Origin of the sequence: Paracoccus actinidiae (genome assembly GCF_030863885.1) — a bacterium.
Taxonomy (GTDB): Bacteria; Pseudomonadota; Alphaproteobacteria; order Rhodobacterales; family Rhodobacteraceae; genus Paracoccus; species Paracoccus everestensis.
The window spans coordinates 1,484,902-1,497,452 of the sequence record NZ_CP132956.1; the positions used below are offsets into that span (position 1 = coordinate 1,484,902).

Here is a 12,551-nt window from a genome sequence, read left to right on the forward strand (position 1 = left end):
CAAGCGGCATCACCGGCCTGCAGCGATCATCCGCGACACCATCTCGCGGGTGTTCTTGCTCAAACCTTCGACGGCGGCGATTCGTTCCAATGCGGCCAAGGCCTTGGCACGGCGGCCTGCGTCGTATCGGGTCCAGGTTTCGAACGCGGTGGACATCCGCGCGGCGATCTGCGGGTTGACCGGATCCATGCGCATCAGCCATTCGGCCACGAAGTCATAGCCCGAGCCGTCGGCGGCGTGAAAACCGGCATGGTTGCCCGACAGCCCGCCGATCAGGGCGCGGAAGCGGTTGGGGTTCTTCCAGTCGAAATCCCGGCGCTGCGACAATGCGCCGGCGATAGCGGCGGCGTCAGAAGGGCGCGCGGCCATGGGCTGGATCGCAAACCACTTGTCCATGACCAGACGGTTGTCAGCAAACTGATCATGCAGCGCAGCCAGTTCCGCCTGTCCGCGTCCGCGCCGCAGCAAGGCTGTCAGGGCCGCCATGCGCTCGGTCATGTTTCCGGCGATGCCGAACAGAACCTCGGCCCGTTCGCCGCCGTCAATGCGGCTCAGCAGCGCCAGCACGGCATTGCGCAGCGAACGGCGCGCCGCGTCCGCCGCGTCGGGGCGATAGGGGCCGTCCACGGTCATGTCGTCGTAGAGCCGCGACAAAAGATCCAGATGGGTCTTGGCAATTTGATGGGCCAGGGATTCGCGCGCGGCGTGGATCGCATCGGGATCGGGGGTGATGCCATCTGCAGACAGGCGGGTGGCGATCTCTTCCTCGCCCGGCAACGTCAGGCACAGGGCGCGGAAGGCGGGGTCGGCGGTATCGTCGGCGATCAGGCGCCCGATGGATCGCACATAATCGTCGCCCGCAGCCTGGCCCTGCGAGGCCGCGATCAGGGCGGACAGGGCCAGTTCCCGTCCGGCTTCCCAACGGGCGAAGGGATCGGTGTCATGGGCCAGCAGGAAGGCGCGGGTCGCGTCGTCCAGGTCGCGCAACAGAATCACGGGGGCGGAAAATCCGCGCAGGGCGGATACCATGGGACGCGCACCCAGCCCGTCAAAGGCAAAGGCTTGGCGACTTTCAGTCATTTCCAGAACCTGCGTGGCCACGACCTCATTCCCGTTGGGACCGATCAGACCCAGGGCGATGGGGATCACGCGGGGCAGTTTTTCGGTCTGGCCGGGCGTGGGCGGCGTGTCCTGCGCGAAGGTCAGGACCAGGGTGCCGCCAGCCTCGGCCCCCTGCCAATCCTCGGTCATGGTCAGGCGGGGCGTTCCCGCGTCGGTATACCACCGCTTGAACTGGGCCAGGTCGCGGCTTGTCGCATCCTGGAAAACCTGCAACCAGTTCTCGATGGTGGCTGCATCGCCGTCATGACGGTCGAAATACAGATCGAGCGCGCGGCGATAGCCGTCATCGCCCACAAGGCGCTTGAGCATCCCGATCACCTCGGCGCCCTTTTCATAGACGGTCGCGGTATAGAAGTTGTTGATTTCCTCGTACCGATCAGGGCGCGGGGGATGGGCCAATGGACCCTGATCCTCGCGGAACTGTCGGGCGCGCAGGGCGCGGACATCCTCGATCCGCTTGACTGCCGCGCTGCGCATATCGCCGGTGAACTGCTGGTCGCGGAAAACCGTCAGGCCTTCCTTGAGACACAGCTGGAACCAGTCGCGGCAGGTGATGCGGTTGCCGGTCCAGTTGTGGAAATATTCATGGGCTATCACCGCCTCGATGCGCTCATAGTCGCCATCGGTCGCGGTCTCGGGGCTTGCAAGCACCAGTTTCGAGTTGAAGATGTTCAACCCCTTGTTTTCCATAGCGCCCATGTTGAAGTCATCGACGGCAACGATGTTGAACACGTCCAGGTCGTATTCGCGGCCATAGACATCCTCGTCCCACCGCATGGACTTGATCAGCGATTCCATCGCGAACCCCGCACGGTTCTGATCGCCCGGCCTGACCCAGACGTTCAGGGCCACGCTGCGCCCCGACCGGGTGGTAAAGCTGTCGCTGACGGCCACCAGATCGCCCGCGACAAGCGCGAACAGATAGGACGGCTTGGGCCAGGGATCGTGCCATTCCGCGCGGCCCTGCGATTGGCCGACCGGGTTGCCGTTCGACAATAGCACCGGCAAATCGCTGTCGATGGTCACGTGGAACGTGGCCATCACGTCGGGACGGTCGGGATAGAAGGTGATGTGCCGGAACCCTTCGGCCTCGCACTGGGTGCAGAACAGGCCGTTCGACATATACAGGCCTTCGAAAGCAGTATTGGCGGACGGGTCGATGCCGACCTCGGTTTCCAGAAGGAAAGGATGGCGGGGCAGGGCGGCTGCGGCAATCGTCAGGGTTTCGTCGCTGCGCGTCACATGGGCGGGGTCAGGGGCCGTGCCGTTGATGGTCAGCGACAAAAGCCTGACCGCCTTGCCGCCATCCAGAACCAGGTCCGCGGACTGTTCGTGATCGCGCGGCGCTAGCGACAGTTCGGTGCGTACCCGCGTATCGGTCGGAGAAAGCCTGAATCCCATGCGTGTCGCCGACAAAACAAAGGGATAGGGCCGATAATCGGCAAGAAGCTGCACATTTTGCCCTTGGGTCGTGGTCATCGCATCCTCGGCATGAAGAAAGCTGCTCCGGCTGGCGGAACCTGATCTTGACCAAGGTGTTAGTCGCATGAAGGCCGGGTCGCAAGTCGGCTGGTACCACCGATGGTCCGACCGATCGAATTGACGGCGGGCGACAGGCGGGACACACCGCACGCGACACTGAAACCGGTGTCTCAACACAGAACTTTGGAGGCCAGCAATGACCCATGATCCGAACGACCCGAACCGTACCCGGCCTGTCGATCCCGCCCGTCCCGTTGATCCGCTGGTTCGCAATGAAACCTATGTCGAACCGGTCGAACGTCGCTCTTCGCCGCTGCCGCTGATCATCGGCGTCCTGCTGGCACTGGCCTTGGCGTATTTCGTGCTTCAACGCTTCACAGGCGATGACACGGTGGCAGTCGATGGCGACACAACAACCGTGACCACGACCGACGCGCCTGCCAGCGACGCGGCCAGCAATGCCGCAGCCGATGCGGAAGCCGCGGCCGACGATGCTGAGGCCGCAGCCGACAGCGCCGCCACGGCGACGGAAAACGCCGCGGACAATGCAGCCGATGCGACCCAGGATGCGGCCGAAAATGCAGCCGATGCTGCTGAAAGCGCCGCCGAGAGTGCAGCTTCGGCAGCTGACAATGCAGCCGATGCCACTGGCACCGCGCTGGAAGATGCAGCCGATGCCGCCAGCACTGCAGCGGACAGCGCAGCCGAGACCGCAGCCGATGCCGCAAGCGATGCGGGCGAGGCCGTGGATGACGCGATCTCGGTCGAAGAAGCACCTGCGACCGGTACGACCCCGGCCCCCACAGCCCCCGCGCCTGCGAACTGATCGAGGCTTTACGTTGAAGCTGGCGCCCAAGGTCTTTCGGCCTTGGGCGTTTTCTTTTGCGGCTTTCCGTCCCAAGACATTCGTATTGAACAGGTGATGCACGGACTTGTGAAAGATTATTTCGCGGTGCTATCAGTCGTGCGACCAAAATGAAGCGAGCGGGGGACAACACAGCCATGAAGATCGGCGCGTTGAAGGAAGGTTTCGAGGGGGAAGCGCGGGTCGCGATTACTCCTTCCTCTGCCGGGCATCTGATGAAGCTGGGGCACGAGGTTTTCATTGAAAGCGGCGCGGGGGCGCGGGCCGGGTTTTCGGACGACAGCTATCGTGCCGCAGGCGTGACGGTGCAGCCCAGTTCCGCCGATCTGATCCGGTCGGTCGATGTGGTGGCCAAGGTGCGCCAGCCCTCGGATGCCGAAATCCGGCAGATGCAGCCCGGGCAGACGCTGATCAGCTTTTTCTATCCCGGCCAAAGCCCCGAGATGCTGGCCCTTGCCAAGGAACAGGGCATTACCGCCATCGCGATGGACATGGTGCCGCGCATCAGCCGCGCGCAAAAGATGGATGCGCTGTCGTCGATGGCCAACATCGCGGGCTATCGCGCGGTGATCGAGGCCGCGAACAACTTCGGCCGCTTCTTCACCGGCCAGGTCACGGCGGCGGGCAAGGTACCGCCGGCCAAGGTTCTGGTTGTCGGGGCAGGGGTCGCGGGTCTTGCGTCCATCGGCACGGCGGTCTCCCTGGGCGCGCAGGTTTATGCCTTCGACGTGCGCCCCGAGGTGGCCGAGCAGATCGAATCCATGGGCGCCGAGTTCGTCTATCTCGACTTCGAGGAAGCGCAGGACGGGGCCGCGACCGGTGGCTATGCCGCGCCTTCCTCGCCCGAGTTCCGCGATAAGCAGCTTGCCAAGTTCCGCGAGCTTGCGCCGCAGATGGACGTGGTCATCACCACCGCGCTGATCCCCGGGCGCGATGCGCCGAAGCTGTGGACCCGCGACATGGTCGAGGCGATGAAGCCCGGCAGCGTGATCGTGGACCTTGCGGCCGAACGGGGCGGCAATTGCGAACTGACCATCCCCGACGAACGCCATGTGACGGAAAACGGCGTGACGATCATCGGCTATACCGATTTCCCGTCGCGCATGGGCGCCCAGGCATCCGAGCTGTATGGCAACAACGTCCGTCATTTCCTGACCGATCTGACGCCCAAGAAGGACGGCGTGATCCTTCACAACATGGAAGATGACGTGATCCGGGGCGCCACGGTCACGCGCGACCATGACATCACCTGGCCGCCGCCGCCGCCCAAGATCGCGGCCATTGCCGCCCAGAAGCCCAAGGAAAAGCCAAAGGCCCTGACGGTCGAGGAGCGCCGCGCCGCCGAGGTCGCAGCCTTCAAGGCCGAAACCCGCTCACAGGTCACGCTGCTGGTGGTGGGTGCGGCGGTGCTGCTGCTGATCGGGCTGTTTGCGCCCTTCAGCTTCATGCAGCACTTCATCGTCTTCGTGCTGGCCTGCTTCATCGGCTTCCGCGTGATCTGGAACGTCGCCCATTCGCTGCACACGCCGCTGATGGCGATCACCAACGCGATCAGTTCCATCATCATCCTGGGCGCGCTGATGCAGATCGGGTCCGGGTCCTGGTGGGTCGTCGGGCTGGGCGCGCTGGCCGTGCTGATGGCGGGCGTTAATATCTTCGGCGGCTTCATGGTCACGCGCCGGATGCTCGCCATGTTCCAGAAGTCGTAAGGGGACAGCAATGGAATACGGATTCACCACCGCGGCCTATGTGGTCGCAGCCGTGCTGTTCATTCTCTCGCTGGGGGGATTGTCGGGACAGGAAAGCGCCAAGCGCGCGATCTGGTACGGGATCGTCGGCATGGGCCTGGCGGTGCTGGCCACGCTGTTCGGGCCGGGGGCAGGCAACTGGCTGTTGTCGCTGGTCATGATCGCCATTGGCGGGGCCATCGGCTGGGTCGTGGCGCAGCGCGTGCAGATGACGGAAATGCCGCAGCTTGTGGCCGCCATGCATTCGCTGGTGGGCCTGGCCGCGGTCTTTGTGGGCTTCAACGCCCAGATCGAACTGGCTCGCGTGCTGCGCGCCAAGGCCGAGGGCGGCGTGCAGGTCTTTCACGGCTTTGCCGCCGTGCTGGCCCACAAGACCCCGGCCGAGATCGCCATGCTGAAGATCGAGGTGTTCCTGGGCATCTTCATCGGCGCCGTGACCTTTACCGGGTCGGTCGTGGCCTTTGGCAAGCTGGCGGGCCGCGTCGATGGCAAGCCCAGGAAGCTGCCGGGCGGGCATATGCTGAACGCCGGCGCGCTTGCGCTGTCGGTGCTGCTGGGCATCCTGTACTTCACAGGTGTCGGACCTGCGATCCTGTGGCTGATCCTGATCACGCTGCTGGCCTTCTTCATCGGCTATCACCTGATCATGGGCATCGGCGGGGCGGACATGCCGGTCGTGGTGTCGATGCTGAACAGCTATTCCGGCTGGGCGGCGGCGGCCATCGGCTTCACCCTGGGCAACGACCTGCTGATCGTGGTCGGCGCGCTTGTCGGCTCAAGCGGTGCGATCCTGTCCTATATCATGTGCAGGGCGATGAACCGCAACTTCGTCAGCGTGATCCTGGGCGGCTTCGGCGGCGAGGCTGGCCCTGCGGCCGAGATCACCGGCGAACAGATCGCGATCGATGCCGATGGCGTGGCGGCGGCGCTGAACGACGCCGACAGCGTCATCATCGTGCCGGGCTATGGCATGGCGGTGGCCCAGGCGCAGGGCGCGGTCAGCGAACTGACCCGCAAACTGCGCGCGGCGGGCAAGACGGTACGCTTTGCCATCCATCCCGTCGCGGGACGCCTTCCGGGCCACATGAACGTGCTGCTGGCCGAGGCGAAGGTGCCCTATGACATCGTGCTGGAGATGGACGAAATCAACGAGGACTTCCCGTCCACGGACGTAGTGATCGTCATCGGCTCGAACGACATCGTGAACCCGGCGGCGCAGGACGACCCGAACAGCCCCATCGCCGGGATGCCGGTGCTGGAGGTCTGGAAGGCAAAGCAGGTGTTCGTGTCCAAGCGCGGGCAGGGCACCGGCTATTCGGGCATCGAGAACCCGCTGTTCTTCAAGGAAAACACCCGGATGTTCTATGGCGACGCCAAGGACAGCCTCAACAAGCTGCTGCCCATGATCGAGTGAGAGAAATGGGGGCGGGAAATCGCCCCCATTCGCCCCGGACTGGCACCAAAGGAGAATGGCTTGGGGCAGGAAATCGAACACCCGTTACGATACGATCTTGTCAACGAACTGCACGCCAGGCCGTCGCCCCGCCTGTCCGCGCCCGCGACCTGCACCTTTGTGGCCTTCAAGGAACCGCGCGACGCGGCCAACCGTGACAGGCTTCGGGATTTCGCGCACCTGACTGCGCTGACGACCCGCCACGGGGGACCGCGTCCCGATCCCGATGACAGCCATTATCAAGGCCGACTGGGCCGCCATGACCTGAAATGGGAGAGTCATACGGAATTCGTGACCTATATGGCCACGACGCCGGGCCTGCCGATCCGGCCCTTCGATCCAAGCGCGGGCGCGATCTTTTCGGCCGAATGGCAGGGGGATGCGCCGGGACGGCGTGTCGCCGCCGTGCTGGTCCAGATTGACATCCTGCCGGAAAATCCCGCAGACCTGCTGTCCCGGATCGAGAACTGGTTTGCCAAGGACAGCCTGACCGCCGTCTGGGTGCTGGAAGAAGCCGCGATGATTGCCGGGGATTTTCGCATCGATCCGGATGGATGGATGCGCTTTGCGGTCTTTGTGCGCCCCGATGTGGGTGCGGGGCGGATAGGGCGCATCGTGCATCGGCTGGTCGAACTGGAAACCTATCGCGCGATGTCGATGCTGGGCCTGGGCCGGTCGCGCAGCCTGTCGCGCCGGTTGAACGAATTGGAACCCCGTCTTTCCGCCATCGTGGACGGAATGCACGACAACGCCCGCCCGGCCGAGGCCGTGCTGCACGAACTGCTGGAGGTTTCCGCCGAACTGGAGGCACAGGCGGTCCAGCATTTCTTCCGCTTTGGCGCGACCAAGGCTTATGAGGCGATCGTCATGGACCGCGTAACGGCGCTGCGCGAAACGCGGTTCCTGGGCCGACAGATGCTGGCCGAATTTATGCGCCGCCGGTACCGACCGGCCATGCGCACCGTTGCCTCGGCCGAAGATCGGTTGCGCGCGATGATCGAACGAACCCGCCGTGCGGCCGACTTGCTGCGCACGCGGGTCGATGTTGAACGGTCTGCCCAGAACCAGGCCCTGCTGGAGCGCATGGACCGGCGCGCCGACCTGCAACTACGCCTGCAACACACGGTCGAGGGGCTGTCGGTGGTCGCGATCAGCTATTATGCGGTGGGGCTGTTGTCCTATGCACTCTATCCAGTGGCCTCGGCCATAGGGGTGGACAAGGCCTATCTGATCGCGGCACTGACGCCGGTCGCAGTGCTGATCGTGTGGGGGGCGATGCGGCAGGTGCGCCGCCGCCTGCACAAGCATGGTCCGGCAGGCGATTTGTGACTTGCCCTAGGTCTGCGGGATGGAAATAAGCCGTTCCATCCCATTTCGCCGGAGCCAATCGTGAAACTGATGCTTGCCCTTGCCGCACTTCTGACCCTGACCGCCTGCGGTGTGCCGCTGGTCCCGTTCGTCTGAGAGGATCCCGCGATGAAATCCCTGATCCTGTATGGACTGGCACACTGTTCCACCTGCCAGAAGGCGCAGGCCGACCTGGAACAGAACGGCTGGACGGTCGACTTCCGCGATGTCCAGAAACAGCCGTTGTCGGATGCCGAACGCGCCCGCCTGGCCGAGGAATTCGGTGACAAGATCGTCAACCGCGCCAGCCTGACCTGGCGGGCCATGTCGGAGGATGAGCGAGCGGCGGATTCGGTGGCAATGATGGGCGCGAAACCCAGTGTGATGAAGCGCCCGGCCATCGTGGCGGACAATCTGCGCTTGCTGGGTTGGACCGCCAATGTCAAACGGGCGCTGAACGTCCCGGTCTAGGCATCAGCGGCTGGCGCCCGCCAGCGACCGCATCAGCGGCACCACGCCGGACAGGTCATAGCCTGCCTGGGATGCTGTATTAAGCACCTCGGCTTCGGACAGCTTGCCTGCCTGGCCAAGCGCCCACAGGACCGTGGAGCGGTTTCCCGATCTGCAAAAGGCGATTGCAGGCTTTGGTCCATCCAGGGCGACGGAAAAGCCGTGGATCAGGTCGGGCGTAATTTGGCCGGGACGAAGCGGCAGGTAATGGTATTCCATTCCCGCATCCGCCGCGGCTTGGGCCATTAGCTGATGATCGATCGCGCCGTCCTCGTCGTCGGGGCGGTTGTTGATCAGGGTCTTGAAGCCCGACCGGGCCAGCAGGGCCACGTCCGGCAGGTCGATCTGCGGTGAGACTGCAAGGTTCGGGGTAAGCTGGCGCAGGTCCATGACAAGCCTTTCCGTGGCATAGTCCCGGATTGGCGCATCTGCGACCGCAATGTCAAGCACCCGCAAGAAGGCCAGCCAGCGGGGCGGGCAGGGGCAGCCGTCAGATCGGGCAACAGCCGGTCGGCTGCAGTGCAATCCTCGGCCCGCCTATAGCTAGAGGGTGTGACCAGAAGGCGCAGACCTGCCGCTTATGCGCAGGCAAGGCCCGGCGGGCTGTCTTCCATTGCGATGCAGCCGGACCGCACGATGCCAAGCCGGTGCAAGGCCAGCAGATAGACATCCGGCGCGGGCTTCCTGGCAGCCACCTTGTCGCCTGCGGCAGTGACCTTGAAGACTTGGTCGGCGGTTTTCTCAATATTGCCAAGACCAGAGCATCGACAACACCTGGGCCCAGTGCAACTGACCCAGATCGGATCACTTTTCATTAGAGCCTTCCCTCGGGCAAGGTGCCGTCCACGTCCCAGTTCGGGGCACGGATCATGCCAAGACCTGTGCTTCGATCAGGGCAGGCAGCGCGGAGAAATCGTCAAAGGCTGCAAGATGGGGCAGATCCTCGACTGGGGTCTGGCAATAGCCCTGGGTATAGATCAGGAAGGGCACCGGCACCGCTGCCGCGCAGGCCGCATCGAATTCGCTGTCCCCCACATAGATCGCCTTGGGCTGCCTCGGGTCTGCGCCCAGCCTTTGCAGTGCGGCTCGCAAGGGGGCGGGATAGGGCTTACGCTCGAGAACCGAATCCCCGCCGATCACGCAACCGAACAGATCCGTGATGCGGAAATGCGTCAGGATGGCCTGGGTCACGGCCAGCGGCTTGCTGGTGCAAATGCCCAAGGGATGGCCGCGATCCGCAAGCGTTTCCAGCGTTTGTGCAACATCGGGAAACAGCTGCGTCAACTGCGTCGCATCCTGATAACAGGTCATGAAGGCTGCGATATAGTCTGCCTTCTTCGCATCAAGAAGTTCCTGTGCAGCAATAACCTTGTGCCACAGCACATCCACGCCGCCGCCGATGAAGCTGCGCACCTGGTCCAGCGTCAAAGGCGGAGTCCCATGCTGGCCCAGAACGTCGTTCACGCAGGCATGAATGTCGGGGGCGCTGTCGATCAGCGTGCCATCAAGATCGAAAATGATCGGGCAGGGGGCAAGGCAAACATTCATGCGGATTCCCATTCGACTGAGCAGCCCATCGAGGGAACCTCATTCTCCGGCCACTTGCCAGTTTTGGTGATCTGAAGCATCGCCTCCAGCCGTTTCTGGCATATTTCGGTGGAGTCTGGTGTTTGTGCCGAGGCACCGAACCGGCCGCGATATTGCAACTCGCCAGGGGCGTTGTAGCAAAGGAAATCCGGCGTGCATTCTGTCCCGTAGACTTTGGCAATAACCTGCGTTTCGTCGTAAAGATAAGGGAGAGTGAAACCGTGGGGTGTAGCCAGGGCCTTCATGTGGTCAGGACCGTTCTGTGGATAATCCACAACATCGTTGGACGAGATCGAAACAGCTCCGATGCCCGCATTCTGCATTCACGCGCATCACGAACGACGCGGTCGATGATAGACTGGACATAGGGAGGTGATTGCAGATGAACATTACTAGCGTGCCGCCCGTGCCAGCCCCATCAGCCAGCCTGTACATCTGGCCATCTGTTCCCGACAACTAGAAATCATGCCAAGGCGCACCAAAGTTGCATGCTGGGTAAGACTGCCATGAATCCTTCTAGGAGTCAGGACAAGGTTTCCGAACCATGGCAATAACGACAAGTACGATAATAGCAACTGGACCTTTGTTCCATAATACGGATTATTAATATTGAAGCAAGGTAGGGGTGGATTCACAAACGAAGTGCAAATGCCAAAGTAATACAGGTATTTGCATTGAGGTTGACGAATGGCTTCCCACTACCAGCACCTGAGCTTTGAAGAACGTCGCAAGATTGCCAAATGGCCCCCGAGGCGGCCTATGCGATGCTGGCCTGCGCGCGGATCGGCGCGATCCATTCCATCGTCTTCGCGGGCTTTTCGCCCGATGCCCTGGCCAACCGCATCAACGACTGCGGCGCCAAGGTGGTGATCACCGCCGACACCGCGCCCCGCGGCGGGCGCCGCACGAACCTCAAGTCGAACGCCGACGCGGCCTTGCTGCATTGTTCCGACCGGGTGCGCTGCCTGGTGGTCAAGCATACCGGCGACCAGACGACCTGGATCGACGGGCGCGACGTGGACGTGAAGGCGCTGATGGAAACCGCCAGCCCCGATTGCCCGCCCCGTCCCATGGGGGCCGAGGATCCGCTGTTCATCCTCTATACCTCGGGATCGACCGGCAAGCCCAAGGGGGTCGTGCATACCACCGGCGGCTATCTGGTCTATGCCGCGATGACGCACCAATACACCTTCGACTATCATGACGGCGACGTGTTCTGGTGCACGGCGGACGTGGGCTGGGTCACGGGCCACAGCTATATCGTCTATGGCCCGCTGGCCAACGGCGCGACCACCGTGATGTTCGAGGGCGTGCCGACCTATCCCGATGCCGGCCGCTTCTGGGAAGTCTGCGCCAAGCACAAGGTCACCCAGTTCTATACCGCGCCCACGGCGATCCGGTCGCTGATGGCCAAGGGCACCGAGCCGATCGAGAAGCACGACCTGTCCAGCCTGCGCCTGCTGGGCAGCGTGGGCGAGCCGATCAACCCCGAGGCCTGGAACTGGTATAACGAAAACATCGGCAAGGGCCGCTGCCCCATCGTCGATACCTGGTGGCAGACCGAGACCGGCGGCCATCTGATCACGCCGCTGCCCGGCGCGACGGAAACAAAGCCCGGTTCCGCCACGGTCCCCTTCTTCGGCGTCACGCCCGCGATCCTGGAGGCCGAAAGCGGCAAGCTGGTCGAAGGCAACCCGGCCGAGGGCGTGTTGTGCATCGCCGACAGCTGGCCCGGCCAGATGCGCACGCTGTGGGGCGATCACCAGCGGTTCATGGAGGCCTATTTCCAGCAATATCCCGGTTACTACTTCACCGGCGACGGCTGCCGCCGGGACGAGGACGGCTATTACTGGATCACCGGCCGGGTGGACGACGTGATCAATGTCAGCGGCCACCGGATGGGCACGGCCGAGGTCGAATCGGCCCTGGTCGCCCATGAAAAGGTCGCCGAGGCTGCCGTGGTCGGCTATCCCCATCCGCTGAAGGGGCAGGGCATCTATGCCTATGTCACGCTGATGAACGGCGTGCAGCCCTCGGACGAGTTGCGCGGCGAGCTGGAGAAATGGGTCCGCACCGAAATCGGCCCCATCGCCAAGCCCGACGTGATCCAATGGGCGCCCGGCATGCCCAAGACGCGTTCCGGCAAGATCATGCGCCGTATCCTGCGCAAGATCGCCGAGAACGACTATGGCAGCCTGGGCGACATCTCGACCCTGGCCGAACCCGAGGTGGTCGACGACCTGATCGCCAACCGGATGAACCGGGCCTGACGCAAGGGGCCATGCGCGCCCCGCGATGACAAGGCGGCCTCCGAAGGAGGATCGGGTGCCGCCAGACCCGCCTGACGAGCAATCCCCCGCCCGCGTTTCGGCATCCGAAGCGCGACCGGAGAAGGCTTGACCGTCGGGATCCCATGCCAGCACAGGCGCTGGCCCAA

General features: G+C 63.5%; 9 protein-coding genes and 1 pseudogene. 6 read left to right on the forward strand and 4 right to left on the reverse strand.

Annotated elements, in window-relative coordinates:
- Positions 1–9: 9 nt before the first annotated feature.
- Entirely contained in the window at positions 10–2,601 is a 2,592-nt protein-coding gene (pepN, locus tag Q5701_RS07520; RefSeq protein ID WP_306754646.1) for an aminopeptidase N, read from the reverse strand.
- Between the two features lie 199 nt (positions 2,602–2,800).
- On the opposite strand from pepN, the gene Q5701_RS07525 reads away from it, so the two are divergent.
- From Q5701_RS07525 to Q5701_RS07545, 5 genes are all read left to right on the forward strand, one after another.
- Complete coding sequence (locus Q5701_RS07525; RefSeq protein WP_306754647.1) at positions 2,801–3,430, forward strand: hypothetical protein; 630 nt, start codon at positions 2,801–2,803, stop codon at positions 3,428–3,430.
- Positions 3,431–3,606: 176 nt separating this feature from the next.
- On the forward strand, positions 3,607–5,178 hold the full coding sequence (locus Q5701_RS07530; RefSeq protein WP_306754648.1) for a Re/Si-specific NAD(P)(+) transhydrogenase subunit alpha: 1,572 nt from the start codon (positions 3,607–3,609) through the stop codon (positions 5,176–5,178).
- Between the two features lie 10 nt (positions 5,179–5,188).
- Complete coding sequence (locus tag Q5701_RS07535; protein ID WP_306754649.1) at positions 5,189–6,631, forward strand: NAD(P)(+) transhydrogenase (Re/Si-specific) subunit beta; 1,443 nt, start codon at positions 5,189–5,191, stop codon at positions 6,629–6,631.
- 60 nt (positions 6,632–6,691) lie between these two features.
- Positions 6,692–7,999, forward strand: a complete 1,308-nt coding sequence (locus tag Q5701_RS07540; RefSeq protein WP_306754650.1) for a DUF3422 family protein — start codon at positions 6,692–6,694, stop codon at positions 7,997–7,999.
- 147 nt (positions 8,000–8,146) lie between these two features.
- Positions 8,147–8,488 carry an arsenate reductase family protein gene (locus Q5701_RS07545; protein WP_306754651.1) on the forward strand — a complete coding sequence of 114 codons (342 nt, stop codon included), beginning with the start codon at positions 8,147–8,149 and terminating at the stop codon, positions 8,486–8,488.
- Positions 8,489–8,491: 3 nt separating this feature from the next.
- Here the strand turns inward: Q5701_RS07545 and Q5701_RS07550 are convergent, their stop codons facing one another.
- The 3 genes from Q5701_RS07550 to Q5701_RS07565 all read right to left on the reverse strand — a co-directional run bounded on the left by Q5701_RS07550 (position 8,492) and on the right by Q5701_RS07565 (position 10,437).
- Positions 8,492–8,977: a protein tyrosine phosphatase family protein gene (locus Q5701_RS07550; RefSeq protein WP_306755368.1), complete on the reverse strand. Its 486-nt coding sequence runs from the start codon at positions 8,975–8,977 to the stop codon at positions 8,492–8,494.
- A 417-nt stretch (positions 8,978–9,394) separates the two neighbouring features.
- Positions 9,395–10,075 carry a phosphoglycolate phosphatase gene (gene gph, locus Q5701_RS07560; RefSeq protein WP_306754653.1) on the reverse strand — a complete coding sequence of 227 codons (681 nt, stop codon included), beginning with the start codon at positions 10,073–10,075 and terminating at the stop codon, positions 9,395–9,397.
- Positions 10,072–10,437 carry a thioredoxin domain-containing protein gene (locus Q5701_RS07565; RefSeq protein ID WP_306754654.1) on the reverse strand — a complete coding sequence of 122 codons (366 nt, stop codon included), beginning with the start codon at positions 10,435–10,437 and terminating at the stop codon, positions 10,072–10,074. The genes gph and Q5701_RS07565 overlap by 4 nt, the downstream gene beginning before the upstream one ends.
- Before the next feature lie 417 nt (positions 10,438–10,854).
- Between Q5701_RS07565 and acs the strand changes: the two are divergent.
- Positions 10,855–12,384, forward strand: a pseudogene (gene acs, locus Q5701_RS07570) (acetate--CoA ligase); the annotation flags it as partial.
- Between the last annotated feature and the right edge of the window lie 167 nt (positions 12,385–12,551).

Excerpts from the sequence above, each read along its gene's own strand:
- pepN (WP_306754646.1), bottom strand. The coding sequence starts at position 2,601 with ATGACCACGACCCAAGGGCAAAATGTGCAGCTTCTTGCCGATTATCGG.
- Q5701_RS07525 (WP_306754647.1), top strand. The coding sequence starts at position 2,801 with ATGACCCATGATCCGAACGACCCGAACCGTACCCGGCCTGTCGATCCC.
- Q5701_RS07530 (WP_306754648.1), top strand. The coding sequence starts at position 3,607 with ATGAAGATCGGCGCGTTGAAGGAAGGTTTCGAGGGGGAAGCGCGGGTC.
- Q5701_RS07535 (WP_306754649.1), top strand. The coding sequence starts at position 5,189 with ATGGAATACGGATTCACCACCGCGGCCTATGTGGTCGCAGCCGTGCTG.
- Q5701_RS07545 (WP_306754651.1), top strand. The coding sequence starts at position 8,147 with ATGAAATCCCTGATCCTGTATGGACTGGCACACTGTTCCACCTGCCAG.
- gph (WP_306754653.1), bottom strand. The coding sequence starts at position 10,075 with ATGAATGTTTGCCTTGCCCCCTGCCCGATCATTTTCGATCTTGATGGC.
- Q5701_RS07565 (WP_306754654.1), bottom strand. The coding sequence starts at position 10,437 with ATGCAGAATGCGGGCATCGGAGCTGTTTCGATCTCGTCCAACGATGTT.